Source organism: Xanthomonas arboricola (assembly GCF_002940665.1).
Lineage (GTDB): Bacteria > Pseudomonadota > Gammaproteobacteria > Xanthomonadales > Xanthomonadaceae > Xanthomonas > Xanthomonas arboricola_B.
Window position 1 is genome coordinate 814,423 of the sequence record NZ_MIGY01000002.1, and the last position, 26,757, is coordinate 841,179.

The following is a 26,757-nucleotide window of genomic DNA, read 5'->3' on the forward strand; positions in this document are numbered from 1 at the left end:
AACCCGCCCCGATGAATGCCCGGCGCGTCATGGAGTTGCTGCGCAATGGCCTGGGCGCGCCGCTGGCCCTGATGGCCATGCTGGCCATGCTGATGGTGCCGCTGGCCGCGCCAGTGCTGGATGCCCTGTTCACCTTCAACATCGCCATCTCGCTGATGGTGCTGCTGGCGGTGGTGTACGTGCAGCGGCCGCTGGAATTCACCATTTTCCCGATCGTGCTGTTGATGACCACGATGCTGCGCCTGGCGCTGAACGTCGCCTCCAGCCGCGTGATCCTGATCAACGGCCAGGACGGCCATGCCGCCGCCGGCAAGGTGATCGAGGCGTTCGGCCAGTTCGTGATCGGTGGCAACTACGCCGTGGGTATCGTGGTGTTCGCGATCCTGACCATCATCAACTTCGTGGTCATCACCAAGGGTGCCGGGCGCGTGTCGGAAGTGACCGCGCGCTTCATCCTGGACGCCATGCCCGGCAAGCAGATGGCCATCGACGCCGACCTCAACGCCGGTTTGCTGACGCGCGAGGAAGCCAAGGCCCGACGCGAGGAAGTCCGCGAGGAAGCCGACTTCTACGGCGCGATGGACGGCGCCAACAAGTTCATCCGCGGCGACGCCATCGCCGCCATCCTGATCCTGTTCATCAACCTCATCGGCGGCATGGCGGTGGGCATGTTCCAGCACGGCATGAGCTTTGTGGATGCCGCCTCCACCTACACCCTGCTGTCGATCGGCGACGGTCTGGTGGCGCAGCTGCCGGCCCTGCTGGTGTCGTCCTCGGTCGCCTTGCTGGTGACCCGCGCCTCGCGCGCGCAGGACATGCGCGGCGCCATGATCAGCCAGGTGTTCGGGCAGCACCGCGCCCTCGCCGTGGCCGCGGCCATCCTGGGACTGGTCGGCCTGGTGCCGGGCATGCCCAACGTCGCGTTTTTGACGCTGGGCCTGATCCTGGGCGTGATCGCCTGGAAAATGTACAAGCGCAGCCTGGTCATTCCGCCGACCGGCGACCCGGCCACCGATCCCAAGGCCGCCGCCGCGGCCACCGCCGCCCAGGCCAGCTCCGAGCTCAGCTGGGACGAGCTGCGCCCGATCGATCCACTGGGCCTGGAGGTGGGCTACCGGCTGATTCCGCTGGTGGACAAGCACCAGGGCGGCGAGCTGATGGCGCGCATCAAGGGCGTGCGCCGCAAACTCACCCAGGACATCGGTTTCCTGGTGCCGCCGGTGCATATCCGCGACAACCTGGAGCTGTCGGCCAACGCCTACCGGCTGCTGGTGCACGGGGTGCCGGTGGCCACCGCGGAAATCTATCCCGATCGTGAGCTGGCGCTGGACCCGGGCGGTGCGCTCGGCCAGCTCGACGGTATCCCCGGCAAGGACCCGGCGTTCGGCCTGGATGCCACCTGGATCCAGCCGCATCAACGCGCCTATGCCGAGTCGATGGGCTACACCGTGGTCGACCCGGCCACCGTGGTCGCCACCCATCTATCGCACCTGATCCGCGAACACGCCCCGGAACTGCTCGGCCACGAGGAGGTGCAGCAGCTACTGGCGACCCTGGCCAAGACCGCGCCGAAGATGGTCGAAGACCTCACCCCGAAGGCGCTACCGCTGTCGGTGGTGGTGCGCGTGCTGCAGAACCTGTTGATCGAGCGCATCCCGGTGCGTCAGCTGCGCAAGATCGTCGAAGCGCTGGTCGAACACGCCCCGCACAGCCAGGACCCGACCACCCTCACCGCCGCGGTGCGCACCTCGCTGGGCCGCTTCATCGTGCAGGAGATCGCCGGCATGTCGGCCGAGCTGCCGGTCTACACGCTGGCCCCGCAGCTGGAGCGCGTGCTGCAGGAATCCACCCACGGCAACGGCGTGGCGCTGGAACCGGGCCTGGCCGAGCGCCTGCACCAGAGCCTGGCCGACTGCGTCGGCAAGCAGGAAGCCCGCAACGAACCGGCGGTGGTCCTGGTGCCCGGCCAGGTCCGCGCTGCGCTGGCCCGCCTGGTCCGCCACAGCGTCCCGACCCTGTCGGTGCTGGCCTACAGCGAAGTGCCCGAAGACAAGCGCCTGAAACTGGTCGGCACGATCAGCTGAGACCGGCCCTCCAACAAACCCACCTCGTAGGAGCGCACCAGGGCGCGACAAGCTTCACCGGCACAACCCGTCGCGCCCGGGTGCGCTCCTACGACAGGCCGGGCAATCCAAGAACACGCCGCGGACGCCCACACCACGGTAGGAGCGCACCAGGGCGCGACAAGCTTCACCGGCACAACCCGTCGCGCCCGGGTGCGCTCCTACGACAGGCCGGGCAATCCAAGAACACGCCGCGGACGCCGACACCACGGTAGGAGCGCACCTGGGCGCGACAAGCTTTACCGACACAACCCGTCGCGCCCGGGTGCGCTCCTACGCACCTATCCTCGCCAGGCCGTCATGCGGGCCAGCGATGGCTGCAGGCCGGCGACCGACCAGCACACCCGGCGTCGGAAAGCCGCCACTGGTCCGGATCTCCAATCGATTGCACGGCGCTGACCGCTTCCAAGCGTTCCTAGCGCCCCAGGCTGGACCTGCGGCCCGCCAGCGCATCCTTCTGCACAGGGAGGCCGCCGCATCGCCGCCCCGAAAAAAAGCCAATCAATCCATTGACTTGAAACCTTGCGGCCGGACCCGACGCACAGCCCCCGCCCTGTCCCGACGCACAGTGGCTCGCGCCGGAACCCCGGCGCCACGTTTTGGCACGCCGCGTGCATTAGTTCTGGCGAGACCGCAGCCAGCCCCACCGCTGCAGGGCGAGAGCAGGACTTGGAACAACCGAACGGGACAGGCAACTCATGACGCTGGCGACACACCCACATCCATCGCGCACCCGTCCGGCGTCCGGCGGGTCCCGTTCCTGGAGGCACCTCGCATGAAAATCAAACGCTTCGTTGCCCCGGACATGCGCACCGCATTCCGCATGGTGCGTGAAGAACATGGCCCGGACGCAGTGATCCTGTCCAATCGCCGCACCGCCGAAGGCATCGAGATCGTCGCTGCCAGCAACTACGACGAAGAACTCGTGCAGCGCGCCCTGGAAACCGCGCGCTCCGAGCCGCCGGCCGTTGCCGCCGCGCCGATCCCGTCGGCACCTGTCCAACAGGCCCCCGCCCTGCAAACTGCGGCCGCGCCCATCCACGCACCGCTCCAGCCGGCCGCCGATGCCGGCACGAGCCAGCGCCAGCGCGTTGCCAGTGCCGCCGAGGACATGATCGCCGCGATGGCGCTGCGCCAGCCGGTCAATGTGCCGCGCCAGCCGCCGGTCGCCACCCCGGTGCGGCGCGTCGCCGTTCCCTCGCCCGCCGCCCAGGCCCTGGCCCATGCCGTGGCAGTGACCGCCGCCCCGCGGCAGGAACACGCCCTGTCGGCCGTGCCGGAACAGCTGTTCGCCGACTTTTTGACCACCGCCCCGGTGCAGCGGGCCGCCGTGCAGGCTGCCCCGGTGCAGGCGCCGACCCCGATCATGGCTACCGCCGCTGCCCCCGCCCAGGCCGGCTACGACCAGGACCAGGACGCGCTTGCCGACGAGGCCGACTTCGACCTGGACGCGCTGCCGCAGATCCTGCCGCCGGCCGCGTTGCCGCCGCTGGTGGTCGCACCGCCGGCGCTGGCCGCGGTGCCGGTCGCCGCCGCCCCGGCGCCGCAGAACGATGAAGAGCTCAAGCAGTTGCGCGGCGAGCTGGCGCTGATGCGGCAGATGATCGAGCGCGAAATGAACCGCCTCACCGACGAGCGCCTGCGTGGCTCACCGGTGCGTGCGCAGGCCCTGGAACTGATGGACGACTATGGCTTCGACGCCGGCCTGATCCGCGATGTGGCGCTGCAGATTCCGGCCGATACCGAACTGCACCGCGGCCGCGGGCTGATGCTGGGCCTGCTGTCCAAGCGCCTGCCGGTGGCCCCGGTCGACCCGCTGGAGCGCGGCGGCGTGATTGCCCTAGTCGGCCCGACCGGTGCCGGCAAGACCACCACCATTGCCAAGCTGGCGCAGCGCTTCGCCGCCCAGCACGCGCCCCGCGACGTGGCCCTGGTCACCACCGACACCCAGCGCGTCGGCGGCCGCGAGCAGCTGCACAGCTATGGCCGTCAGCTCGGCATCGCCGTGCACGAGGCCGACAGCGCCGAGAGCCTGCTGGAACTGCTCGAGCGCCTGCGCGACTACAAGCTGGTGCTGATCGACACTGCCGGCATGGGCCAGCGCGACCGCGCCCTGGCCGCGCAGCTGAACTGGCTGCGCGCCGCGCACCAGGTCACCTCGCTGCTGGTGCTGCCTGCCAACGCGCATTTTTCCGACCTCGACGAGGTCGTGCGCCGCTTCGCCCACGCCAAGCCCCAGGGCGTGGTGCTGACCAAACTTGACGAGACCGGCCGCTTCGGTAGTGCGCTGTCGGTCGTCGTCGATCACCAAATGCCCATCACCTGGGTGACTGACGGACAGCGGGTCCCCGACGACCTGCACCGCGCCAATGCCGCCAGTCTCGTTCTTCGCCTTGAAGATTTGCGGCGCGCTGCCGATAAGCCCTGTACTCCGGAGCACAACCATGCAGTCGCGTGAATACGCCAAGCTGACCAACGCCTTCCCCTTGTCGGCGACCCGTCCCGAGCCCCTGGGCCCGGTGCGCACCATCGCCGTGACCGGCGGCAAGGGTGGCGTGGGGAAAACCAACATCTCCGCCAACCTGGCCGTGGCCTTGGCCGACATGGGCAAGCGCACCCTGCTGCTGGATGCCGACCTGGGCCTGGCCAACCTGGACGTGGTGCTGGGCCTGTCGCCCAAGTACACCCTGGCCGACCTGATCGCCGGCCGCTGCACGCTGGATGAAGTGATCATCGAAGGCCCCGGCGGCGTGCTGGTGGTCCCGGCCGCTTCCGGTCGCCGCCATATGGCCGAACTGGCCCCCGCCCAGCACATCGGCCTGGTCAACGTGTTCTCCGAACTGGAACGCGACCTGGACGTGATGGTCATCGACACCGCCGCCGGCATCACCGACAGCGTGCTGACCTTCTGCCAGGCCGCGCAGGACACCGTGGTAGTGGTCTGCGACGAACCGGCCTCCATCACCGACGCCTACGCGCTGATCAAGGTGCTCTCGCGCGAGCGTGGCGTGGACCGCCTGCAGATCATCGCCAACATGGTGCGCGACCCCAACGAAGGCCGCCTGCTGTACGACAAGCTGTCGCGGGTGTGCGAAAAGTTCCTCGGCGACGTGTCGCTGAACTACCTCGGCTACGTGCCGCAGGACGATTGGTTGCGTCTGTCGGTGCAGCGCCAGCAACCGGTCATCAAGGCCTACCCCGCCAGTCCGTCGGCGCAGGCCATCGCAGAAATCGCTCGCCGTACCTCGCGCTGGCAGGCCCCCACGGTGCCGCGCGGCAATGTCGAGTTCTTCGTCGAACGCATCATCCAACGGGGAGTGGCCGCATGAGCACCGCCACCGCAACAGCCAGCGCGCAGTACCGCGCCGTGCAGCGCAACAACGCCAACGATATCGTCACCCAGCACGCCGACCTGGTGCGCCGCATCGCCCACCATCTGGCCGCGCGCCTGCCGGCGAGCGTGGAAGTGGACGATCTGATCCAGGCCGGCATGATCGGCCTGATCGAAGCCTCGCGCAGTTACGACTCAGAGCAGGGCGCCTCGTTCGAGACCTATGCCTCGATCCGCATCCGCGGCTCGATGATCGACGAGATCCGCCGGGGCGACTGGGTACCGCGGTCGGTGCACCGTCGCGCACGCGACGCTGCCGCCGCCGTCCGCAAGATCGAACAGCACACCGGCCGCGCCGCCGCTGCCACCGAAGTGGCCGCCGCGATGGAAATACCGCTGCCCGATTACCTGCGTCTGATGGAAGATGCCGCCCGCGGCCAGGTGCTGAGCCTGGAGTCGCGGATCGAGGATCATGGCGAGCTGGACACCACCGCCAAGGGTGGCCCCAATCCGCAGCAGATGATGGAGCGTGGCGAATTCGGCCGCGAGCTGGGCAAGGCGATCGGCCAGTTGCCCGAGCGCGAGCAGCTGGTGCTGTCGCTCTACTACGAACAGGAATTGAACCTGAAAGAAATCGGCGCCGTGCTCGGTGTCAGCGAATCGCGCGTCTGCCAGATCCATGGCCAGGCGGTGGTACGTCTGCGCGGCCGCCTCAAGGTCTTCGAACTGGCCGATGCCGGTGTCGAAATTGACGAATAATTTTTCGTGTTAGGAGCTTGATGTGAACAAGAACATGCGGATTTTGATCGTGGACGACTTCTCGACGATGCGACGCATCGTCAAGAATCTGTTGGGCGATCTTGGCTTCACCAATACCGCAGAGGCCGAGGACGGCAACAGCGCATTGGCTGCATTGCGGGCCGGCCCGTTCGATTTCGTGGTCACCGACTGGAACATGCCCGGCATGACCGGCATCGACCTGCTGCGCAACATCCGCGCCGACGCCAAGCTCAAGCACCTGCCGGTGATGATGGTGACCGCCGAAGCCAAGCGCGAGCAGATCATCGAAGCGGCCCAGTGCGGCGTGAACGGCTACATCATCAAGCCGTTCACCGCACAGACCCTGGAAGAGAAGCTGGGCAAGGTGTTCGAACGTCTGGCGGCGACCGCCTGATGAACGCCACCGTGGAAGCCGATGCCGAACGAGCCGCATTGATCGAGCGCCTGCAACACGCACTCGATGCACTGGAAAGCGGTGACCAGGCCGCCTGGCGGCGCGAGGTGGACCAGCTCGCCGCGCTGCGCACGCGCCCGATGATGCAAAGCCTGAGCCGGCTCGCGCGCGAACTCGGCCAGGCGCTGGGCGAGCTGCCCACCGTGCCCGAGGAAGCCGGCGAGCTGGACGATGCCTGCTCGCGCCTGGACCATGTGGTGGAAATGACCGAGAAGGCCAGCCATCGCACGCTGGATCTGGTCGAGGAATGCCGTGAGCTGGCCAACCAGCTGCGCGACGGCGGCCTGAATCAGGACCAGGGCGCGCTGATGGACAAGATGCGCCACAACCTGACCGAGCTGTCGTTGGCGCAGAGCTACCAGGACCTGAGCGGCCAGATCATCCGTCGCGTGGCCGGGATCGTGCGGCGCGTGCACGAAGGCTTCGGTGCGCTCGGCCTGCCGCCGAAGAATCCCGAGCCGAAGAAAGACGACGGCGGTCTTGCCGGCCCTGCAGTCAAGGGCCTGGACCGTCACGCGGTGTCGCAGGACGACGCCGACGACCTGCTGTCCGGATTGGGGCTGTAACCATGAGTGCTGTTCCAGACGATATTGCTGCCGATTTCATTGTCGAGGCCCAGGAAATCCTGGACCGCCTCGGCGAACAGCTGGTGTCGCTGGAACAGGCACCGGACGAAGCGGACCAGCTCAATGCGGTGTTCCGCGGCTTCCACACGCTCAAGGGCGGCGCCGGCTTTCTGGCGATCAAGCCCATGGTGGAGCTTTGCCACGCCGCCGAGGAAACCCTGGGCATGGCGCGCTCCGGCCAGGCGGTGTTGCAGGCGCATCACTTCGATGCCGCCCAGCAGTCGCTGGATTATCTGCAGGCCATGCTGGATGCGATGGGCTCGGGCGAAACCGTGCCGCATGCACCGGCCTCGCTGATTGCGCAGTTCGATGCCAAGAGCGGCCCGCCGGCGGTCAAGGCCGCACCCAAGGCCGCTGCCGCAGCACCCGTACACGATGACGGACATGGCGCTGCCGCGCCTGGCGCCAAGGCCGCGCCCAAGGCTGCGGTCAAGGGTGCCGACGCCGAGCAGACCGTGCGCGTGGATACCAAGCGCCTGGACGCCATCGTCAACCTGATCGGCGAACTGGTGCTGTCGCGCAACCGCCTCAAGACCCTGCGTACCCGTCTGCGCGACGAAGAACTCGACCGCGCGGTCAGCACCCTGGACATCGCCACCGCGCGCCTGCAGACCGCGGTGATGCGCACCCGCATGCAGCCGGTCAGCAAGGTGTTTGCGCGCTTCCCCAAGGTGGCCCGCGATGTCGCGCGTACGCTGTCCAAGGAAGTGGAACTGGAACTGATCGGCGCCGAAACGGAACTGGACCGCAACCTGGTCGAGGCCCTGGCCGACCCGCTGGTGCACCTGGTGCGCAACGCGATCGACCACGGCATCGAATCGCCGGCCCTGCGCGAAGCCACCGGCAAACCGCGCAGTGGTCATGTGCGCCTGTCCGCGCAGCAGGAAGGTGACTACGTCAGCATCGAGATCCAGGACGACGGCGCCGGCATCGACCCCGAACGCCTGCGCGAAATCGCCCGCAACAAGGGCCTGATCGACGCCGAGGCCGCCGCCCGTCTGAGCACCGACGAGTGCCTGCATCTGATCTTCATGCCGGGCTTTTCGACCAAGGCCGAGGTCACCGACATCTCCGGCCGCGGCGTGGGCATGGACGTGGTGCAATCGCGCATCCGCGAACTCAGCGGGCAGATCCAGATCCAGTCCGAACTGGGCCGCGGCAGCCGCTTCATGATCCGCGTGCCGCTGACCCTGGCGATCCTGCCGACCCTGCTGGTGCAGGCCGGCGAAGCGGTTTATGCCTTGCCGCTGGCGCGCGTGGTCGAGGTGCTGCACGCTCCGCAGACCTCGCTGGGCTGGTTCGACGGCCGTGCCGTGCTGGACCGTCGCTCGCACACCCTGCCGCTGATCGACCTGCGTCGCTGGCTGGGCGTGCCTGCCGAGCAACCGCCGCTACTGACCGTGGTGCTGCTGCAGGCCGGCGAAACCCGCTTCGGCCTGGTGGTGGACCAGGTCCGCGGCCGCGAGGAAGTGGTGATCAAGCCCCTGCCCCGTGCCCTGCGCGGCCTCCCCGGCTACGCCGGCGCCACCCTGATCGGCGATGGCCGCATGGCGCTGATCCTGGATGTGGATGGATTGCGCTCCAGCGATCATTGAGGTTGGGGATTGGGGATTGGGGATTTGAGAATCGGGAATCGGGAATCGGGAATCGACAAGACGATCCTGGTTGCCTGATCTAACGGCAACGGCCGCGTACTGCGGCCGTTGTCGTGTCACTACCAGCATCGCTGCCGATCTATGCCGCTATGCGCGCAGGCATGGGCGCGATGGTTTGGCGACGGCCAGGCTGCCGTGGAAGTGAACCTGGAACCGTTATTTGGACCTCGTTATCTCGTTGCGAAACACTCAGCGCGTCATCGACGGACCAGCCTGGCTGACGGCTTGCTGGGACTGCTCGAGCGCCTGCTGCTGTTCGCGCGCCTGAGCCTGAGTCTGGTTGATTGCCTGCAGGCGATCGAACGACTGGGTCTCTGGTGTCTGCACGGCGTCCATGGTCGACATATGGGCACGCTGGTGAGCCGGGTCGTTGAGGGCGCCCTGCACGACGAAGACCTTCTCGCCGCCCGCCAGCTGAGCCGTTGGGTTGTTGAGCACCACATGATCCACCCGCGACAACCCTTCCTCTTTTGCCAGCGCAAGCAGGCTAGCTGTCATGCGCTCGCTCGATGCATCCCACTGCCTGCCATGTGCGCTATCGAGCTTTTGCACCCCGGCTCTGATCTGCTGGTATAGCGGGTGATCCGCATGGCCTGGGTCTGACGGAAGACGCTGAGCTGAGGTCCCTTGCAATTGGGATTCACTTGCACGGAGCTCCTGCCCCAGTTCTTGTGCAGAGATCGGCGAGACATGCAGATGAGTGTTCTTGCTGTGCTGGAACAAGCCCGGCGTCGGGGGCTGGGTGCTGCTATCCAGGTAAGGCATCGGGCGCGTATTGCTGCCCAGATCAATACCATTGCGCTCGAGTATTTCTTCTTTCAATCCCAGACGTCGCATATCCAGAATCATCGGCTGTTCTGGCTCTCCGGGCTTTTGCTTGTTGTAGTGGCGCTCGTAGATGGCAGCTGTTGCAACTACCCACGGGCCGTAGTGATTGGCATAGTCGGACTGACCCGTATAGCCGATGCGAGTGCTCTTGGCGTCCTTGTCGAAGAAGTTTGCACCCGTCGCCTCGACGTTGGCAGGAGTGACGGGCATCGTCATATCTGCGTTCAAGGTAAGGTTGGACTTGAGCGCGTAATTGAATTGCGGCATTCCGCCAGTTCGATCAATGAAGTCGTGCATACGGCCGGGTGCTTCCCGAAAGATATCTTCCAGGGAGGCATCCGGCTTTGCTTGCTTTACCCTGCTGACGATTGCATTCCAGCCTGAAATTTCTGCGCTTGCTTCATCTACACGGTTGCTTGATAAAACCTTCTCCGCTGCGTCCGAATAATCGTGCGTGGTCTTGGCTATCTGCACCGCCGCGGTTTCGAACGCCTTACGGGAAGCAGCTGCAGTTGGGCTGTACATGGCGTGCTGCAGTTCATGCCCCAGCACAAACGTCATGTCACCGGAATCAAGCAACTTGCCACCATGCCCATTGGAAAGCCTGGACAGCGGCAGCCGGATGGAATTCTCATCCGGCGTGAACGTCCCGCCTGCATTCGGATCAGTCAGAGGTTTTAGACTGAGTACGCGTTGCTTGGCAACCGCATCATTGAATTGGTCAAGCAGAACCGGCGATGCGGCAAGCACACCCTGTAGATTGGTGACATGTTCGGTGGTGACGCCCAGCTGGCGCCCGAAGTCGTCAACAATAGGTTGCGCCTGTGGACTCAATGGCATGACCGTTCCTTGGATTAACGAATGTAGATCCATTCAACACAGTGGTGCTCCACCCGCTCCTGTGGCGCATCGGCCTCGCCTCGTGGAAACACCTCCACGCGCATGCCCGGGCGGCTGAAGAAGTCACTCATCCATCGCCCGTCTTCCACCATGTTGCGTTGACGTACAAACCCGATGTTTTCCAGCTTCTTGGTAAACGTATCGAAATCTATCCCGCAGATCTCCGTCATGGACGGGGAAGCACCCGCTTGCGCTGGAATAAAAGTGAACTCGAACCAACGCCCCGCAGTAGGCGTCTGGTCCATGCCAAAGCTGTAACCCCACTCACTGGTAAGCGGAGCACTGGCGCCATAACGCTTGGGATCAGCTGCCGCACGCGTCACCGGAACCCCCATTTTTGACTGCAGGTAGTCAGGTGTCAGATCGTCCAGTCCATCAATAGCTTGAATCAATGCAAGCATGCGGGTGAGCGCATCCTCTGCCGTTCGTATCGGCCCACTGGGTTCACTGCCAGCGGGAGGGACTGCGGATTCGGATGAGGAACGCATGGCAGATGTCTCCGTGACGGTTGCCGCGGCTGGGGTGGCCGACGTGTGGGCGCATGCGCCCAGAGCGAGGGTGGCGAGCAAGGCGTAGAGGGGGCGCGCGATCATGAAGCGTCCGTTGTGCGCTGGTGTGGCTGCGACGCTAGTGGCATCCGGCACCGAGGTCAATCGCAAGGCTTATGGCAGCCGCCGCATCATCGCCGCACGCTACGCGCCCTGGCCGGCGCCTCCGCCGGCGGCAACACCTCCATCAGCAGCTGCCCCGCGCTGGCGGTGATGCGCAGCTTGGTGCCGATGGCAAAGCCCAGTTGTTCTAGCCATAGGCCGCTGAGGCGGACGTGGGGCACGTGCTGGTCGCCGGCGTGGTCGTGGGCGCCGGGGTAATGGGTGTAGCTGACGGTGCATTGGCGCGGGCGGCGGGCGCGGCGGGGCGCGCGTAGCGTGCCGGGGCCTTGCGGGGAGGCGTCCGGGTCGGGTGGCAGCATCGGTGGCAGCTTGGTGCGGTCGGGTTCCACAACGACCCACTGCACCCGCTTGGGCGGTGTGGGGCGCGTACGCGTGCGGGTGGGCCGTGCGCTGGCAGTTGCCGTGGGTGGGCGGCGGCGCGTCATGGCGCCTCCGGCTGGTGGCGGGTGATGGATGCGGCAAAGCACTGCTGCAACCCCACCGTCGTGCGTGCGACCCGGCGGCGCGAGGTGTGCGGCAACACACCGGGCTGGCGACTCAGCGGATGCGCGGGATGCTCGCTCGCCGGCTCAACAGCCGCGCGTGCGAGCCGGTGCAGCACCTCGCCCACATCCCAACGTAGGCGGTGAGCGGTGATTGGCAACAGATCAACCGGCACAGATGCCGGCAGGGATGGTGCGGTAGACATGGCAACGCCCTCCTGGAACAACCCAAGAACCGCCGCCAACGGCGACGGGATGTCGGGAGGTTCGAAACCGCACGTAGCCGGCGGGCATATTCCCCTTGCGGGTGTTGTATTAGCCGCCCTCCCGACGCAGGCATTGCGTCGGCTTGTACCTGCAGGATGCAGGCACAAAAAACCCACCGGTTTGACGGAGGTGGGTACCGCTACGTGAGGAGTTTCGACGCTCCTTGGGACTAGATTGCAAGTACACGGTCTGGCGTGTCAATACACGCTGACGGGTCTCGCGCGGCTATGTGCGCCGTTGGCGCAGTTCCATACGGGCCACGCAAGCCGAGCGCCGTTGCCTGATAAGTGCACCTGACCCCATTACGCCCAAGCAGCTTCTTCAAATTACGGGTATGAGCTTCCATGTGATCTCTTATTTCTCAGCGCTTCGTGCGCGCCATGTTTCAATAATGAAAAGACAAAGGGAGTGCGCCGCATGCACAACTAAGCGTGCATGTCGTGGTGCAACTTTGTAGGTTCTCTTGTGCTGACCATGAGCGCTGCCAGCATGGGTTCTGAACGCACCAAGTCCATCAACGATAGAGCTGAGACCACTGAGCACGCGCTTCAAATCATCGTCCTCGACACGATCGGGTGACAGCTTCAAGTGCTTAGAGACTGCCTGCCACAGCGGCTTAACCGTTTGGACGCTGGAAAGATCCAGCTTCTCTACTGCGATGTAGTGCTTGCAGAGCGCCTCAACGATGGCACAGGCTGCTGTTACGGCTCCTGGCGGGTCCGAATCGATGAAGCGGTTTGCTCGGCTGAACTCATCTTCGATCTCAGCAACAGAGAATTCTTTGAGGGCTTCGCCTAACAGGCTGCTGAAATACCAGTCGCGACGAAGCAATCATCGGCCAACGTGTGAGCCAGCAACTGCGATGCTGATCGCTTCGTATTGAAATCGACGTTCCCAGTGCTCGCACTGCACTGCATGAGGGACTCCAAACGCCCGATTCATGCCGCTTTCCCAGATTGCAGGCACACCTGTCCCAAGGTCCGCATTCGCACCAGGTTGTAGGCCGCCATGTTCAACACGAACATCTGGTCCACCTTCTCCAGCCCACGCACCATCGCCTGGCGAATGCGCCCGATCGACTTGGCCCAACCGAACCCCTGTTCGATCAGCTTGCGCTTGCGTTGCGAGACCGCGTACCCATCACTGGCCGCAATCTCCTCCGCAACCGCAGAGCGGCGACCGGAGGTGTTCTGCGCCACATGCGGGACGACTCGCATTTCCTGCAGCGCCTCGATGAACTCGGCCGCGTCGTAAGCCTTGTCCGCGCCCGCCGTCACCTCCGCGTCCTCCGCCGCCGCCTGGCGCGCGTCGCCCAGCATCGCCTTGGCCGCCTCGCGCTCGGCGTAGCCATCGGCGCGCGTCACCCGCGCATTGGCGATCAGTCCATGCCGGTTGTCGCTCAACGTGTGCCCGATGTAGCGCAGTTCGCTTGCCGTGTTGCCCTTGCGGTACAGGCGCGCATCGGGATCGGTCGTGGACGCATGCGTCTCATTGCTGCGCTTGCGGCCCTTGAAGTCGCTGCCGTCCTCGTCGTCCCCGTCCTTGCGCACGAAACTCTTGTGGCCCGCCCACGCCTGGATCAGGGTTCCGTCCACGCTGAAGTGCTCACCCGACAGCCAGCCCCGATCATCGGCCATCGCCACCACCTCGTTGAACAGGGCGACCACCGCATCGTGCTTGATCAACCGCTCCCGGTTCTTGCTGAACACTGTCGGCACCCACACCGCATCGTCCATCGACAACCCGATGAACCAGCGATACAGCAGGTTGTACTGCACCTGCTCCATCAACTGCCGTTCCGAACGGATGCTGTAGAACACCTGCAGCAGCATCGCCCGCAGCAGCTTCTCCGGCGCGATGCTCGGCCGGCCGCCTTTGGCGTCGGCGGCATACATCTGGGTGAAAAGCCCATCCAGCCTGATCAGCGCTTCGTTGACCATCCCCCGAACTAGGCGCAGCGGGTGATCGGCGGGCACGAAGTCCTCCAGACGCTTCACCGTGAACAATTGCTCCATGAAAACGTCGGTTCCGCGCATGAAGGGGCATCCGTTGGGTCGTACCGAATAGTCTATCGAGGTGGGCGGTATTTCAGCAGCCTGCTAAGGCCTTGCTTGGTGCTGTGACACTCGTAGCACCATAGATNACCCGTAGCTCAACTGGTTGCGTGCAAGTGCATCTGTTAGTCGTTTGATGAATTTCGGCTTCTCACCATAAGGAATGTTCCTATCACTATCACCATCCATCAGGTCTTCAACGACCTTCCCAAGAATCAGCAGTGACTTTGCTGCATCCTCCCTTCCCTCTCGAATGAGCCATAGTTCAGTCTTCTTGTAAACATTCCCCTCTGGTGGGTCACCAGAAGCACCTGCTTCATAGAACAGCGTCTCGATGGACTTGTGGTGGAAGTAGTAGGTGCCGATGATCTCACCGACGATGCTAGCAAGCGGCCTTGGGAATTCTTTAAGCATGGTGACCTCTTGACTTGTCCTCGACAAGCCTCAGAAGTGGTGTTGGCCACTTTGCCCCAAGGTCCTTGCTCTTCTGCAAGCTATTCCAAGTGTTTGACCAACTTGGGTGGATGGAGTCGAGGGTGTGGTATGCATCGATCATAGACACCATCAACTTGTCCCGCTTGATCTTGCTGCGAATTCCAAATCCGACATTGAGGATAGTGAGCGTTACCCAGATCCCAATCCACCACCCAGAAATCGTGCTGAGGAAGCCAAGAATGGCAAGCCATATCCCCCAAGTCAGGACGAACGCTCCAACTTTTAAAGCTAGCTTTCCCCACCGGAATTTGCCACTCCTGGTCCACTTGGGATAGCGCCAAGTGTGCATGGTCTGGTTGACTTCTGCATAGCAAAGAGCGTCAGCAAGCAGCCAGTCCAGCTGCTTGATCTTGAACCACTTAGGAGCTTCGTTGTAACGGTCCAGAAAGCTGGATAATTCGCCGATGTGCGGAGAGACAATTTGGCCTCCAATCCCCATATCTTGGGTGGGGACATGCGTCCAAGCGTCTTTGCCAATGGCGTTGAAGACCTGAGCCACATCATCGGTGATTGACTCAGGTCCATGGGGTGCCCTCTCCCCTAACAGTCTGCTGATTACCGACCGATCAATCCATGCCATTCCATGTTCCCCCTGAACAATGATCAGCAGATTTTACAGCGACAGCCCTTTCAACGGCTGGAATTTTTGTCTGAATGATCCTGCCCCCCCAACCTTAAAGATGGTCGGCGCGCTCTCCATTTTGAGAAGAACCCTTTCATCCTTAGAGTCCTCGTCACCATTGATGATGTAGCCATACTTCTGCAGAAGCTCGATCTTCTGCTCAATATTCATGATGTAGAGCTGGGGCAGCTTCTTGGTCATGGCTCGATAGGCTTAGGTCGGCTTGTTGGAATTTGAAACTCAGCACCAAATCTTTGGAGCACACCGCCAGCGATTTCATGGCTGCTCTCACCAGCAACCATGATCGTGACCAACACAGATGTCAGGGCAATCGCCTCAATGCTTTCCAAAGCATTGATGACATCATCGTCTTGGTAGGAAGCACCTATCTCATTCATCGCCAAGTATGGAATAGCGATTTTGTTGCCGCCATGGGTGAAGCTATGGAGGTGTTCAATGCCGTTCTGGAATTGCCGAGTGAAGATCGGGAAGCATTTGAAAGGTTCCTCCACTTCTATGGCAGCAACCATCACCCTGGTATTTGGCAACTCATCGCGATCCATGAAGGCTTGTGCCTGAGCTTCGGTCGCCCCAAGAAATAACGGTTCCAGGTTCACTTTTCTCAGCGAACTCTGAGTCAAGCGCAGCATCGCCGACCAGTTTGATTGAAGAAGGTTGCGAAACAACGCCATAGCAGCCACGGCCACGGTGCGAGCGTTCGCAACAGAAGAGACCTCGTGAGATGAGATCCTGCGGTGAACGACCGCGCACACGCGACGATGTCGTCGCGGACAGCGAACACTGCAGTCCGGCCGTCACCTAACCATCGCGCCCATACCGCCCCGCGGCAGGCATGGGCACGACACGCTGCGACCTAGAACTTGTAGGTCAGCCCGAGGTACGCCAGCCGGCCTGCGTAGCCGCCGGTGTAGAAGCGGGCGCGGGTGTCCTCGCCCAGGTGCGAGCGTGACTCCTGCTTGGTCAGGTTCAGCACCGAGGCGGTGAGGCTGAGCGCCGGGGTGATGTTGTACGCCGCGTTCAGATCGACCTGGTAGTACGGCTCCTCAAAGACGTTCAACCCGTTGACCAGGCCCTGCACCAGCTCGCCGCGACGGTTGTACGAGGCGCGCAGCAGCAGGCTGTCGGTCTCGTAGAACACGGTGAGGTTGGTCTGGTTCTTGGCGCTGCCCGGCATGGAGGTCTTGCCGACCTCGGTGCCGTCCTCCAGCCGCACCGCCGCCTTGCTGGCATCGTTGTAGGTGTAGTTGAACTGCACACCAAGACCGAATGGCAGCGTGTGCTGCGCGTAGAGCTCCACACCCTGCGAGACCGCGTCCTGGCCGCCGGCCTGGGTGCTGTAGTTCTGCACGGTGACCGGTTGCCCGTCGACCACCATGTTCACGTCGCTGATGACGTCGACCGCAAAGTTCTCCACGTTCTTGCGGAACAGTCCCACACCTGCCACCGAACCCGGGTGGAAATACCATTCCAGCCCCAGGTCGAACTGGTTGGCCTTGTACGGCTCCAGGTTCTTGTTGCTGCCCGAGCCGTACCAGCCCTGCTCGCTGGCACCGCCGGTCAGGCGCCGGTCGGCCACATACTCGGGACTGTAAAACTCTAGGCTGCCAGGCGCGGCGATGTCGTTGTAGCTGGGACGTGCGATCACCTTGGCGGCTGCCGCGCGCAGCAGCAGGTTCTCGGTCAGGTCGTAGGCCAGGTTGAAACTCGGCAGCACGTCGGTGTAGTTGCGGTCCAGCCCGCTGACCACGAACGACTCGGTGCGTTGCACGCTGTCGGACAAACGCCAGTAGCCTTCGGTCCCGCAATAGGTGTCGGCCGGGGCGCCGCTGGGCATGGCGGCGCCCTGCTGGCAGGCCAGCGGATTGCCGTCGGCGCCATCGAAGAAGTAGTCGTTGTAGGCGGTCACCTTGTCGGTGGAATCGGCACGCTGGCCGGTGCGCGCCACCCGCACGCCGACGTTGCCACGCAGCCGCTCGATGTGGAAGTTGAGTTGCAGGTAGGTGGAATAGATCTCCTCGTCGACGTTGTAGACGAAGTTGTCTTCGCTGCGGGTCTGCATCGCGCCGTAGGTCTGGTTCAAGTAGCCGATGTAGCCCGGGAAGTTGATCGCCGGGAACGCGCTGGCGTTGACGCCACCGGCCAGGTTGTCCTGCGCGAACAGCAGGCCCGGCGAGAACTGGGTGGCGATGGCATTGCAGCGCCCGTTCCAGTAGCGGTTGTCGTAGTCGCCCGGGTCGGTGCCCGGGCACACCCAGTAGTTGTTGCCGGTACTGCGGTGGATGCCGCCGTCGCGACGCTTGAGGCCGAACTGCAACGAGTCGACGACCTCGCCATCGAAATGCCAGGTGGTATCGATCTGCGCGTACTGCTGCTGATTGGTGTTACGGGTCCAGGACGAGCCGGTCGAGCCCAGGTCGACCTGCAGGATGCCGTCGCGCAGGTTCTGCATCAGCTGCGGCGAGAACGTCATGCTCGGTATGCCAGTCAGGTCCCAGGCGCTGGCGAAGTTGCCGTTGCTCCAGCTGCCGTCGGCGTTCTGCAGGCGCGGCTTGATCGGCAGGGAGAACTGCAGCTCCGGCCCGCCCTTGGCCCAGGTGCGGCCGACCTTGAACGCCACGTCCACCTGCTCGCCACGCCATTCGCCGCCCAGGTCCACCGTCTGCGACTGCGATTTCTCGATGTTGTAGCTGCCGGTGATCTGCGGCGTCGGCACGGTGCAATCGTCCGAGCCCCAGCCGCCCGGTGGCAGGCCGGCCGCGGCGGCCTGCGCCTCGCTGCAATAGTAGGTCTTGCCCGGACGCAGGCTGTAGGCGGCGCCAGTGACGATCGTGCCGCTGGGATCGAACTGCAGCCCGTCGAGCAGACGGCCGCCGCGCCAGTTGCCGTCGCCGTTATAGCGGGCAATGTTCCACTCGGGAATCTTGATGGTATTGGTCTGCGAGTCCTGCGACAGGTCGAAACGGAAGTAGTTCGCGGTCAGCGTCAGGTCGTCGGTCGGCTTGAACTGCAAGGTCAGCTGCCCACCCTTGCGCTCGCGCTCCTCGCGTTTGACGTCCAGGTTGACCGCCGTCGGCATCATGAAACCGGTGGAGTAATTGCCGTCCTGGTTCCAGAAACCGGTCCCGCCCCACCAGTTGGCATTGAAGTCCGAGGGATTTCCATTCACGTCGACCGCCGGGCCGACTTCGTCGCGGCCGTACCACTGCCAGCTCTCGGTACTGGCATTGAGCGTGCGCGCGGTGCGCTTCTGCTGCGTGTAGCCAACGAAGACACCGAAGCGGTTGTCCTTGTCGTGCCACGAATACGAACCGGAGAACTGGCCGTCGGTCTTCTTGCTGGTATCCGACCAAGTGCCCTCGGCCGAGACGAAGCCGGAATGTGGCTCCAGTTCCAGCGGGCGCCGCGTCTGCAGGATCACCGTGCCGCCGATGCCGCCTTCGTCGATGCGCGCTTCCGGGGTCTTGTACAGCTCCGCGCTGCCCAGCAGGTTCGACGGCAGCAGCGTGTAGTTGAACGAGCGCGTCGGGTCGCCGTTGGACTCGGCGGTGGCGATGTAGTTGCCGTTCAATTCGGTCAGCACCAGCTCCGAGGACAGGCCGCGCACACTGACGTTCTTGCCTTCGCCGCCGTCGCGGCTGATGACCACGCCGGGCACGCGCTGCAGCGCATCGGCCACGTTCTTGTCGGGGAACTTGCCCACGTCCTCGGCGGTGATCACATCGACCACGGCGTTGGCGTTGCGCTTCTGCTCCAGGCTTTTTTCGATCGCGTACCGGTAGCCGGTCACCGTCAACGCATCCAGGTCCGTGGCCTGCACCTCGGCCTGGTCCGTGGGCGCCGGCGTGGCGTCGGCCTGCTGGGCGACAGCGGTGGTAGAGGCGGCGCTCGCGAACAAGACGATGGCGATACCGGCGGACAGCCTGCTGCGGTGGCGTGCGAATGGCATGCAGTTCATTTCGATCATGCTCTCCCAACAGTGAGTGGCTTCGGCCGATTCCTGTCGATCCAACGATCGGACAAGAACGCTGCGCGAAGTGACACAAAAATATCCGGCGCCGTTGCGGCAACCTGCCCCTCCTCTTGCGTCCGCTTCCACGCAGATGCAATTAGATCGTTCTAATACCGTGGAAAGCTAAGTAGCACAGCCCATGCGGCAGCGCATGCTGCCGCGCAACAGACCAGCGGCGTTGCAAGGCATCCACGATGGGCAGCCGGCCCCGCTACGCTTGCACGCGGCATGGCACGGCCTACCGCGTCGCCGGCTGCAGCAGCGTGATCGCTGCAAGCAACACACCCTCGCCCGCAACCGGACGCAAGTGGTTTACCGAAGCGCCAGCACACACCTTATTTGAAACCGAGCTCAGCAATAGACTGGATCGACGTGAGGGCATCGCCCACCACACGCCGCTTGGCGGCCATCGCCAACGCGATCGCCACACCGAACATGCGCGCGCTTGTTGCCTGCGTACACGCGCAAGGGCGGCGGGGCCTGCTGCGGCATTGATGACACGCCCTGGTCGGAAGCGCATGCGCCGATGACCTGTCAGCCATGCATCGACGCCAGAGTGGAAGCGGCCCATGCCGCAAAACGACAACTTTCTGGCGCTTCAACCAAGCGCGCCTATCAAGTCCGCCGCGCTCGCGCCGATATCGCTTCCATGGACAGACTCAGCATTATCGGACTGGTGCTTGCGCTCGTGGCGATCGTGGGCGGCAGCGTGTTGAAAGGTGCCGGCATTTCGTCGCTGTGGTCGCCGGCGGCCTTCGTGATCGTGATCGTCGGGACCGTGGCGGCGATCCTGCTGCATACCTCGCCGGCGGTTTTCCGGCGCGCCTTCAAGATCCTGCGCTGGGTGATCCAGCCGCCGGCCAGCGATCGCCCGCAGCTGGTGGCACGGATCGTGGAATGGAGCAACATCGCCCGCCGCCAGGGCCTGCTGGGCCTGGAAGACCAGCTCCCGCGCCAGGACGACGCGTTCCTGCGCAAGGGCCTGCAGATGCTGGTCGATGGCGTGGAGCCCGAATCCATGCGGCATATGCTCGAGATCGAAATGGACAACCAGGAGCGTCAGGATCTTGCCGCGGCCAAGGTGTTCGAAGGCATGGGCATCTATGCGCCCACGCTGGGCATCATCGGTGCGGTACTGGGCCTGATGGCAGTGATGAAGAACCTGGCCGACCCGGCCATGCTCGGGCACGGCATCGCCGCGGCGTTCACCGCCACCATCTACGGCATCGCCTCGGCCAATCTGCTGTTCCTGCCGGTCGCCGCCAAGCTCAAGAGCGTCATCCATTGCAGCACCAACGAGCGCGAAATGGCGATCGAAGGCCTGATTGCGATCGCCCAGGGCGAGAACCCGCGCAACATCGAGTCGAAACTGGCCGGATACTTGCATTAGTCCCGTCATGGCCCGCCGTCGCAAACATCACGAAGACCATGGCAACCACGAAGCGTGGGCGATTCCGTATGCCGATCTGATGACGCTGCTGCTGGCGTTCTTCGTGGTGATGTACGCCATTTCCTCGCTCAACGAGGGCAAGTACAAGGTCATGGCGCAGGCGCTGACCACCGCCTTCGGCGGCTCGTCCACTGCCGCCAGCCCGGTGCAGATCGGCAAGACCCAGGCTCTGGGCGCCGATTACGACCGCCCGTCGGTGATCAAGGCCGGCGCGCCGATGGCCGCGTCTAGCGGACCGACCGATCCGACCCTGCTGCCGTCGATGGCCGCGCAGATGCGCATGCCGGTGTCGCTACGCAACCAGGCGCAGCTGGCGCGCGCGCAGCGGCAGATGGACGCGGTGGCCCAGCAGCTGGGCAAGACGCTGGCGCCGTTGATCGAGCAGAAACTCATCACCATCCGCCGCAACGATCTGTGGATCGAGGTGGAGATCAACAGCGACATCCTGTTCGGCACCGGCTCGGCCTCCCTGGCCGGCAACGCCCGCGGCACCTTGTCGGCGCTGGCCGCGGTGTTGCGCGATGCGCCCAACGGCGTGCGCGTGGAGGGCTATACCGACAACCAGCCGATTGCGACCGCACAGTTCCCCTCCAACTGGGAACTGTCGGCCGCGCGCGCCGCCAGCGTGGTGCACCTGTTTGCCGACGACGGCGTCGCCCCGCAGCGATTGGCGATGGTGGGCTATGGAGAATTCCGCGCACGTGCCGATAACAGCACTGAGGCGGGACGGAATGCGAACCGGCGTGTGGTGTTGATCATCCTCGCTGACTCGGCTGGCTCACTCGCACCCGATCCGCCATCGCAGATGAATGCGACCGCCGCCGGGGCGCCCAAGCTTCCCAAGTCTGACGGCGGCCAAACGGCCGTCACCACCGAAAGCGGCACAAGTTCCGTCCCCGCCGTAATTCAAGGAGTGCAGTGAGATGCGTATCTGGGCAATCGCCAACCAAAAGGGTGGCGTCGGCAAGACCACCACGACGCTGGCATTGGGTCGTGGCCTGGCCGCGCTCGGCCACCGGGTATTGCTAATCGACCTCGATCCGCACTCCTCACTCACCCGCGCGTTCGGTGTGGCGATCGACCCGCCGCCGCGCGGGGTACTGGACCTGTTCGGCACCCCGCCGAGCGACCTGGCCAGCCTGGCCCATGAAAGCGCCATCCCCGGCCTGTCATATGTGTGCGCGCAAGCCGCCCTGGCCACGCTGGAACGCCGCAGCGCCAACCAGCCCGGCCTGGGCCTGGCCCTGCAGAACGCGATGACCCGGCATGCCGGCCAGCACGATTACATCCTGCTGGACTGCCCGCCCACGCTCGGCCTGCTGATGATCAACGCGTTGGCTGCGTGCGACCGGGTAGTGGTGCCGACCCAGGCCGAGCCGCTCGCGCTGCATGGCCTGGCCAGCATGGTACGTACCGCCGACATGGTGCAGCGTTCGCGTCGCCGCGCGCTTCCGGTGTCGATCCTGCCGACCCTGTTCGACCGTCGCACCCGCGCCGGCACCGAGACGCTCAAGGAGATGCAGGACACCTACGGCGCTATCGTCTGGGAAGACGCGGTGCCGGTGGACACCCGAATCTGCAATGCCGCCGCCCTGACCGTCCCCGCCACCGGCGGCGACTATCAGGGCCGCGGCCTGTCCGCCTATCGCCGCGCGCTGGAATGGGTGCTGGCCGATGACGCGATGCGCATGGAGCAAGCCGCATGAGCAACCACACCGCCAACGGCGAACTGGACGATTATCTGGAAGGCCTGTTGCACGATGCCGGCGCCGAGATCCCGGCCCCGGCTGCCGTTGCCGCCGTCGCTGGCGCACCGGACGCCGCCGATGCGGATGTCGCACTGGCCGAGCCGTCGGTACAGACCGATGCCGCTCCCGATACCGCCGCTGTCTCTGAAGCGGCGACCTCCAATGCGATTGCCGCAGTGCTGGGCGCCGACGCGATCGCCGCCGATTTCCTTGCTGAAATGGATGCCGACCCGGCCTTTGGGCCGCCGGCGGCCGCCGCGCCCAGCGCCGCCGACATCGCCGCCGATTTCCTCGCCGAAATGGATGCCGACCCGGCCTTCGGGCCGCCGGTGATCGCCGCGCCCAGCGCCGCCGACATCGCCGCCGATTTCCTCGCCGAGACGGATGCCGACCCGGCCTTCGGGCCGCCGGTGACCGCCGCGCCCAGCGTCGCCGACATCGCCGCCGATTTCCTCGCCGAGATGGATGCCGACCCGGCCTTCGGGCCGCCGGTGACCGCCGCGCCCAGCGCCGCCGACATCGCTGCCGATTTCCTCGCCGAGATGGATGCCGACCCGGCGTTTGCCACCGCTGCCCCTAGCCCGTTCATGAGCACCGCCGATCTGATGGCCGAAATGGACGCAGACCCGGCCTTCGCCACGGCTGCCTCCGGCGCCGACCTGCTGGCGGCCGATCTGCTTTCGGAGATGGACGCCGACCCGGCCTTTGCCGATGCCGCACCTGCCCCGCCGGCACCCGCACCGGCACCGCCGCGCTCTGCACCGGCGCCGCACCGCGCACCGCCGCCGCCGATCTACCCGCAAGGCCTGCAGGCACTGCTGGCTCCCGGCCAGGCCGAGCACATCCAGGCCGAGCGGCGCGCCAGCGAACGCAGCACGCGCTGGCTGCGCCTGCGCTGCGGCGAGCAGACCTATGCGCTCGAATTGCTCAAGGTGCAGGAAGTGGTGCTGCCGGTACCGCTGCTGCCACTGCGCGGCACTGCCAGCGCGATGCTCGGCATCATGAACCTGCGTGGCCAGGTGGTGCCGGTGATCGATCTGGGCATGCATCTGGGCTCGGCGCCGATCAACATGGATCTGCAGACGCGCGTGGTGGTGCTGGAAGAAAACGGCGAGACCATGGGCCTGCGCGTGTCGGCGGTGGAAGACGTCACCAGCCTGACCGATCAGCAGATCGAACCACCGGACAACGCACGCCTGTGCCGCATCTCCAACAACCTGTTCCGCGGCGTCGCGCGGCTGGGCCATCAACCGATGATCCTGCTCGATGCCAGCCATTTGCTGCACTGATCCACCGCGCAGCTGACGCGCACCTGCACGCGCAGCGATTCACCGTTAAAGCTTTCCCGCCCCCCGCCGTTAGTACGCATAGAACCATCCGTTCGGAGCAACAATGAGCACAGTGACATTGGGTGAGGATCTCGGCATCGAGACCAGCGCCGACCTCAAGCAGAAGCTTGCCGCGTTCCTTGCCCAGGACGGCGACCTGGTGCTCAATGCCGGCGAGGTCCGGCGTATCCATACCGCCAGCGTGCAGTTGCTCTGCGCCTTTGTGCAGACCCGCCGCCAGGCGGGGTTGCATACCGAATTCGATGGCTGCAACGACACTTTTAGAGATGCGGTCCGTCTGCTCGGCGTCACCGACGCGCTCGGACTTTCCGCATCCAATGACAACCTGAAATCTGTGGAGAACGCCGCATGAGCGCACGTATCTTGGTGGTGGACGATTCGGCGTCGATGCGCCAGATGGTCTCTTTCGCCCTCACCTCTGCCGGCTTTGCCGTCGAAGAAGCCGAGGACGGCGCCGTTGCGCTGGGCCGCGCGAAGGGCCAACGCTTCAATGCGGTGGTGACCGACGTGAACATGCCCAACATGGACGGCATCTCGCTGATCCGCGAGCTGCGCCAGCTGCCGGACTACAAGTTCACCCCGATGCTGATGCTCACCACCGAGTCGGCGGCCGACAAGAAGTCCGAAGGCAAGGCGGCCGGTGCCACCGGCTGGCTGGTCAAGCCGTTCAATCCGGAACAGCTGATCGCCACCGTCCAGAAAGTCCTGGGTTAATTCCACTTGCCTCACCATCGGATGTCACGCCCATGAGCATGGACCTGCAACGTTTCCACGCCACCTTTTTCGAGGAAAGCCGTGAAGGGCTGGATGCGATGGAGTCCGGGCTGTTGTCCCTTGAAGAGGGCAACCGCGACCCGGAAATCATCAACTCGGTGTTTCGCGCCGCACACTCGATCAAGGGCGGCGCTGCCACCTTCGGTTTCGAGGCCGTCGCCGGCCTGACCCACGTGCTGGAGACGCTGCTCGACGAATTGCGTTCCAACAAGCGCCAGCTCGAACCCAATGCGGTCGATGCCATGCTCGGCTCGGTCGACGTGCTGCGCGCCCTGCTGCGCGAAGCCGAACACGGCACCCCGGCCGACCCGGCCGCGGTCAAGGCCGTGCATACCCGTTTGAACGCCGTGCTGGCCGGCGAAGCGCCGACCGCCGCGGTGGTCGCCAAGCCGAAGGAAGAAGAACCCGAAGCCTGGCATATCGGTTTCACCCCGGCGCCGTCGCTGTTCATGAGCGGCAACGACCCGCTGCGCATCATCCGCGAGCTCGAGCACCTGGGCCCGCTGCAGATTGCCGCACGCCTGGAGCGCATGCCGGGCTTCGAGAACATCGACCCGCTGGAAGCCTACCTGGCCTGGGATCTGGGCCTGATCGGCAAGATTCCGCGCAGCAAGATCGAAGACACCTTCGCCTGGGTAGTGGACGATTGCGAGCTGGACATCCGCCCGATGGCGGTGCCCGGCCCGCCGCCCAGCCTGGCCGTCGAAGCCACTGTCGCGGCGCCGGTCGCCGTCGCAGCGGCACCCGCCGCCGCTGCCGAACCTGCCGCCGCTGCTGCCGCCGCGCCGGCCAAGGCCGCCGCTGCCGAAGCAGAGACCTCGATCCGCGTCAGCGTCGACAAGGTCGATGCGCTGATCAATCTGGTCGGCGAGCTGGTCATCACCCAGGCCATGCTCAAGCAGGTCTCCACCGGCCTGGATCCGGCGCATGCCGAACAGCTGTTCGCCGGCCTGGATCTGCTGGAACGCAACACCCGCGACCTGCAGGAAGCGGTCATCGGCGTGCGTATGCTGCCGGTGGATGCGGTGTTCCGTCGCTTCCCGCGCCTGGTCCGCGACCTCTCCAGCCGGCTCGGCAAACAGGTGCGCCTGCGCACCATCGGCGAAGGCACCGAGCTGGACAAGGGCCTGATCGAAAAGATTGCCGATCCGTTGGTGCACCTGGTGCGCAACTCGATCGACCACGGTCTGGAAATGCCCGATGCGCGTCGTGCCTCCGGCAAGGACGAGACCGGCACCATCACCCTGGCAGCATCGCATCAGGGCGGTCATATCGTGATCGAGGTCAGCGACGACGGCCGTGGCCTCAATCGCGCCAAGATCCTGGAAAAAGCGGCCGAACGCGGCATTGCCGTGCCGGACAACCCGACCGATGCGCAGGTGTGGGATCTGATCTTCGCTCCGGGCTTCTCCACCGCCGATGCAGTGACCGACCTGTCCGGCCGTGGCGTGGGCATGGACGTGGTCCGCCGCAACATCCAGGGCCTGGGTGGCGAAGTGCAGCTGGAAAGCAACGCCGGCAGCGGTACCCGCGTGCTGATCCGTCTGCCGCTGACCCTGGCCATCCTCGATGGCATGACCGTCTCGGTGGCCGGCGAAACCCTGATCCTGCCGCTGGCCTACGTGCTCGAAGCCCTGCAGCCGGCGCCGGAGGACGTCCGTTCGATGGCCGGCGACGGCCGTGTGCTGCGGGTGCGTGGCGAGTATCTGCCGATCCTGTCGCTCACCGACTACTACGGCTTCGGCGGTCAGCAGTCCTCGCAGGAACCGCTGGTGGTGGTGGTCGAAGGCGACGGCCAGAAGATCGCGCTGGAAGTGGACGAGCTGCTCGGCCAGCAACAGGTCGTGGTCAAGAACATCGAAAACAACTACCGCCGTATCCCGGGCGTGTCCGGCGCCACCATCCTGGGGGATGGTCGGGTCTCGCTGATCGTGGACATCGGCGGGCTGGTGCGCTCGCTGCGCGTGCCGCAGGCCGCCTGAGTCCCGCGCGGCGCGGGCGCTGGCCCGCGCCGCGCTGCGTGCCCATGCGCGGGAACCGGCGCCGGCTCGCCCGCTGACGAAGCAGAACAGGTTAAGAAAAAAGCCGCGCACCACGCCATCAAGTCCGCGCGCCGCC

24 protein-coding genes are annotated in these 26,757 nt (G+C 64.8%); 14 read left to right on the top strand and 10 right to left on the bottom strand.

What is annotated here, in order from left to right; translation table 11 throughout:
* The first annotated feature begins 11 nt into the window (after window positions 1–11).
* From flhA to XarjCFBP7645_RS10695, 7 genes are all read left to right on the top strand, one after another.
* Window positions 12–2,084 carry a flagellar biosynthesis protein FlhA gene (gene flhA, locus XarjCFBP7645_RS10665; RefSeq protein ID WP_181126330.1) on the top strand — a complete coding sequence of 691 codons (2,073 nt, stop codon included), beginning with the start codon at window positions 12–14 and terminating at the stop codon, window positions 2,082–2,084.
* 814 nt (window positions 2,085–2,898) lie between these two features.
* Window positions 2,899–4,581: a flagellar biosynthesis protein FlhF gene (gene flhF, locus XarjCFBP7645_RS10670; protein ID WP_104537464.1), complete on the top strand. Its 1,683-nt coding sequence runs from the start codon at window positions 2,899–2,901 to the stop codon at window positions 4,579–4,581.
* Window positions 4,568–5,452 (top strand): MinD/ParA family protein, encoded by an 885-nt coding sequence (locus XarjCFBP7645_RS10675; protein ID WP_104537465.1) that lies wholly within the window; start codon window positions 4,568–4,570, stop codon window positions 5,450–5,452. The genes flhF and XarjCFBP7645_RS10675 overlap by 14 nt, the downstream gene beginning before the upstream one ends.
* On the top strand, window positions 5,449–6,213 hold the full coding sequence (locus XarjCFBP7645_RS10680; protein WP_104537466.1) for an RNA polymerase sigma factor FliA: 765 nt from the start codon (window positions 5,449–5,451) through the stop codon (window positions 6,211–6,213). Before XarjCFBP7645_RS10675 ends, XarjCFBP7645_RS10680 begins: the two co-directional genes overlap by 4 nt.
* A gap of 22 nt (window positions 6,214–6,235) precedes the next feature.
* Window positions 6,236–6,628: a chemotaxis response regulator CheY gene (gene cheY, locus XarjCFBP7645_RS10685; protein WP_002813536.1), complete on the top strand. Its 393-nt coding sequence runs from the start codon at window positions 6,236–6,238 to the stop codon at window positions 6,626–6,628.
* Window positions 6,628–7,254, top strand: a complete 627-nt coding sequence (locus tag XarjCFBP7645_RS10690) for a protein phosphatase CheZ (protein ID WP_053045468.1) — start codon at window positions 6,628–6,630, stop codon at window positions 7,252–7,254. Before cheY ends, XarjCFBP7645_RS10690 begins: the two co-directional genes overlap by 1 nt.
* A 2-nt stretch (window positions 7,255–7,256) precedes the next feature.
* Window positions 7,257–8,909, top strand: coding sequence for a chemotaxis protein CheA (locus XarjCFBP7645_RS10695; protein ID WP_104537467.1), 1,653 nt, complete (start codon window positions 7,257–7,259; stop codon window positions 8,907–8,909).
* A 249-nt stretch (window positions 8,910–9,158) separates the two neighbouring features.
* On the opposite strand, the gene XarjCFBP7645_RS10700 is transcribed toward XarjCFBP7645_RS10695, so the two are convergent.
* From XarjCFBP7645_RS10700 to XarjCFBP7645_RS10755, 10 genes are all read right to left on the bottom strand, one after another.
* On the bottom strand, window positions 9,159–10,637 hold the full coding sequence (locus tag XarjCFBP7645_RS10700) for an XVIPCD domain-containing protein (protein WP_104537468.1): 1,479 nt from the start codon (window positions 10,635–10,637) through the stop codon (window positions 9,159–9,161).
* Between the two features lie 14 nt (window positions 10,638–10,651).
* Window positions 10,652–11,356, bottom strand: coding sequence for a hypothetical protein (locus tag XarjCFBP7645_RS22105; protein WP_308686430.1), 705 nt, complete (start codon window positions 11,354–11,356; stop codon window positions 10,652–10,654).
* A 20-nt stretch (window positions 11,357–11,376) separates the two neighbouring features.
* A complete protein-coding gene (locus XarjCFBP7645_RS10710) occupies window positions 11,377–11,793 on the bottom strand; it encodes a SymE family type I addiction module toxin (RefSeq protein ID WP_104537470.1) in 417 nt (138 codons plus the stop codon).
* The gene (locus XarjCFBP7645_RS21935) at window positions 11,790–12,056 is read right to left on the bottom strand and encodes a hypothetical protein (protein ID WP_258079542.1); all 267 of its coding nucleotides are present in this window, start codon (window positions 12,054–12,056) and stop codon (window positions 11,790–11,792) included. The genes XarjCFBP7645_RS10710 and XarjCFBP7645_RS21935 overlap by 4 nt, the downstream gene beginning before the upstream one ends.
* Before the next feature lie 415 nt (window positions 12,057–12,471).
* The gene (locus XarjCFBP7645_RS10725; RefSeq protein WP_104537472.1) at window positions 12,472–12,948 is read right to left on the bottom strand and encodes an abortive infection family protein; all 477 of its coding nucleotides are present in this window, start codon (window positions 12,946–12,948) and stop codon (window positions 12,472–12,474) included.
* A gap of 107 nt (window positions 12,949–13,055) precedes the next feature.
* On the bottom strand, window positions 13,056–14,153 hold the full coding sequence (locus tag XarjCFBP7645_RS10730) for an IS5 family transposase (RefSeq protein ID WP_104537473.1): 1,098 nt from the start codon (window positions 14,151–14,153) through the stop codon (window positions 13,056–13,058).
* A gap of 424 nt (window positions 14,154–14,577) precedes the next feature.
* Window positions 14,578–15,246: a hypothetical protein gene (locus XarjCFBP7645_RS10740; RefSeq protein WP_104537475.1), complete on the bottom strand. Its 669-nt coding sequence runs from the start codon at window positions 15,244–15,246 to the stop codon at window positions 14,578–14,580.
* Between the two features lie 33 nt (window positions 15,247–15,279).
* Window positions 15,280–15,489: a hypothetical protein gene (locus XarjCFBP7645_RS10745; RefSeq protein ID WP_053045474.1), complete on the bottom strand. Its 210-nt coding sequence runs from the start codon at window positions 15,487–15,489 to the stop codon at window positions 15,280–15,282.
* Complete coding sequence (locus XarjCFBP7645_RS10750; protein ID WP_144422835.1) at window positions 15,486–15,995, bottom strand: hypothetical protein; 510 nt, start codon at window positions 15,993–15,995, stop codon at window positions 15,486–15,488. The genes XarjCFBP7645_RS10745 and XarjCFBP7645_RS10750 overlap by 4 nt, the downstream gene beginning before the upstream one ends.
* Before the next feature lie 167 nt (window positions 15,996–16,162).
* Complete coding sequence (locus XarjCFBP7645_RS10755; RefSeq protein WP_181126287.1) at window positions 16,163–19,318, bottom strand: TonB-dependent receptor; 3,156 nt, start codon at window positions 19,316–19,318, stop codon at window positions 16,163–16,165.
* Window positions 19,319–19,967: 649 nt separating this feature from the next.
* On the opposite strand from XarjCFBP7645_RS10755, the gene XarjCFBP7645_RS10765 reads away from it, so the two are divergent.
* The 7 genes from XarjCFBP7645_RS10765 (at window position 19,968) to XarjCFBP7645_RS10795 (ending at window position 26,621) form a co-directional block, all read left to right on the top strand.
* Window positions 19,968–20,708, top strand: coding sequence for a flagellar motor protein (locus XarjCFBP7645_RS10765; protein ID WP_104537477.1), 741 nt, complete (start codon window positions 19,968–19,970; stop codon window positions 20,706–20,708).
* A gap of 7 nt (window positions 20,709–20,715) precedes the next feature.
* Entirely contained in the window at window positions 20,716–21,690 is a 975-nt protein-coding gene (motD, locus tag XarjCFBP7645_RS10770) for a flagellar motor protein MotD (protein ID WP_104537478.1), read from the top strand.
* Between the two features lies 1 nt (window position 21,691).
* Window positions 21,692–22,474, top strand: a complete 783-nt coding sequence (locus tag XarjCFBP7645_RS10775; RefSeq protein WP_104537479.1) for a ParA family protein — start codon at window positions 21,692–21,694, stop codon at window positions 22,472–22,474.
* Window positions 22,471–23,805 carry a chemotaxis protein CheW gene (locus XarjCFBP7645_RS10780; protein WP_104537480.1) on the top strand — a complete coding sequence of 445 codons (1,335 nt, stop codon included), beginning with the start codon at window positions 22,471–22,473 and terminating at the stop codon, window positions 23,803–23,805. Before XarjCFBP7645_RS10775 ends, XarjCFBP7645_RS10780 begins: the two co-directional genes overlap by 4 nt.
* Window positions 23,806–23,908: 103 nt before the next feature.
* Window positions 23,909–24,217, top strand: a complete 309-nt coding sequence (locus XarjCFBP7645_RS10785; protein WP_104537481.1) for an STAS domain-containing protein — start codon at window positions 23,909–23,911, stop codon at window positions 24,215–24,217.
* Complete coding sequence (locus tag XarjCFBP7645_RS10790; RefSeq protein ID WP_002806565.1) at window positions 24,214–24,579, top strand: response regulator; 366 nt, start codon at window positions 24,214–24,216, stop codon at window positions 24,577–24,579. Before XarjCFBP7645_RS10785 ends, XarjCFBP7645_RS10790 begins: the two co-directional genes overlap by 4 nt.
* Window positions 24,580–24,611: 32 nt before the next feature.
* Window positions 24,612–26,621: a chemotaxis protein CheA gene (locus XarjCFBP7645_RS10795; protein ID WP_104537482.1), complete on the top strand. Its 2,010-nt coding sequence runs from the start codon at window positions 24,612–24,614 to the stop codon at window positions 26,619–26,621.
* The last annotated feature ends 136 nt before the right edge of the window (window positions 26,622–26,757 follow it).

Excerpts from the sequence above, each read along its gene's own strand:
- XarjCFBP7645_RS10675 (WP_104537465.1), top strand. The coding sequence starts at position 4,568 with ATGCAGTCGCGTGAATACGCCAAGCTGACCAACGCCTTCCCCTTGTCG.
- XarjCFBP7645_RS10745 (WP_053045474.1), bottom strand. The coding sequence starts at position 15,489 with ATGACCAAGAAGCTGCCCCAGCTCTACATCATGAATATTGAGCAGAAG.
- XarjCFBP7645_RS10785 (WP_104537481.1), top strand. The coding sequence starts at position 23,909 with ATGAGCACAGTGACATTGGGTGAGGATCTCGGCATCGAGACCAGCGCC.
- XarjCFBP7645_RS21935 (WP_258079542.1), bottom strand. The coding sequence starts at position 12,056 with ATGTCTACCGCACCATCCCTGCCGGCATCTGTGCCGGTTGATCTGTTG.
- XarjCFBP7645_RS10710 (WP_104537470.1), bottom strand. The coding sequence starts at position 11,793 with ATGACGCGCCGCCGCCCACCCACGGCAACTGCCAGCGCACGGCCCACC.
- flhF (WP_104537464.1), top strand. The coding sequence starts at position 2,899 with ATGAAAATCAAACGCTTCGTTGCCCCGGACATGCGCACCGCATTCCGC.
- XarjCFBP7645_RS10740 (WP_104537475.1), bottom strand. The coding sequence starts at position 15,246 with ATGGCATGGATTGATCGGTCGGTAATCAGCAGACTGTTAGGGGAGAGG.
- motD (WP_104537478.1), top strand. The coding sequence starts at position 20,716 with ATGGCCCGCCGTCGCAAACATCACGAAGACCATGGCAACCACGAAGCG.
- XarjCFBP7645_RS10680 (WP_104537466.1), top strand. The coding sequence starts at position 5,449 with ATGAGCACCGCCACCGCAACAGCCAGCGCGCAGTACCGCGCCGTGCAG.
- XarjCFBP7645_RS10765 (WP_104537477.1), top strand. The coding sequence starts at position 19,968 with ATGGACAGACTCAGCATTATCGGACTGGTGCTTGCGCTCGTGGCGATC.
- XarjCFBP7645_RS10730 (WP_104537473.1), bottom strand. The coding sequence starts at position 14,153 with ATGCGCGGAACCGACGTTTTCATGGAGCAATTGTTCACGGTGAAGCGT.
- XarjCFBP7645_RS10700 (WP_104537468.1), bottom strand. The coding sequence starts at position 10,637 with ATGCCATTGAGTCCACAGGCGCAACCTATTGTTGACGACTTCGGGCGC.
- XarjCFBP7645_RS10690 (WP_053045468.1), top strand. The coding sequence starts at position 6,628 with ATGAACGCCACCGTGGAAGCCGATGCCGAACGAGCCGCATTGATCGAG.
- flhA (WP_181126330.1), top strand. The coding sequence starts at position 12 with ATGAATGCCCGGCGCGTCATGGAGTTGCTGCGCAATGGCCTGGGCGCG.
- XarjCFBP7645_RS10695 (WP_104537467.1), top strand. The coding sequence starts at position 7,257 with ATGAGTGCTGTTCCAGACGATATTGCTGCCGATTTCATTGTCGAGGCC.
- XarjCFBP7645_RS10795 (WP_104537482.1), top strand. The coding sequence starts at position 24,612 with ATGAGCATGGACCTGCAACGTTTCCACGCCACCTTTTTCGAGGAAAGC.
- XarjCFBP7645_RS10780 (WP_104537480.1), top strand. The coding sequence starts at position 22,471 with ATGAGCAACCACACCGCCAACGGCGAACTGGACGATTATCTGGAAGGC.
- XarjCFBP7645_RS10775 (WP_104537479.1), top strand. The coding sequence starts at position 21,692 with ATGCGTATCTGGGCAATCGCCAACCAAAAGGGTGGCGTCGGCAAGACC.
- XarjCFBP7645_RS10790 (WP_002806565.1), top strand. The coding sequence starts at position 24,214 with ATGAGCGCACGTATCTTGGTGGTGGACGATTCGGCGTCGATGCGCCAG.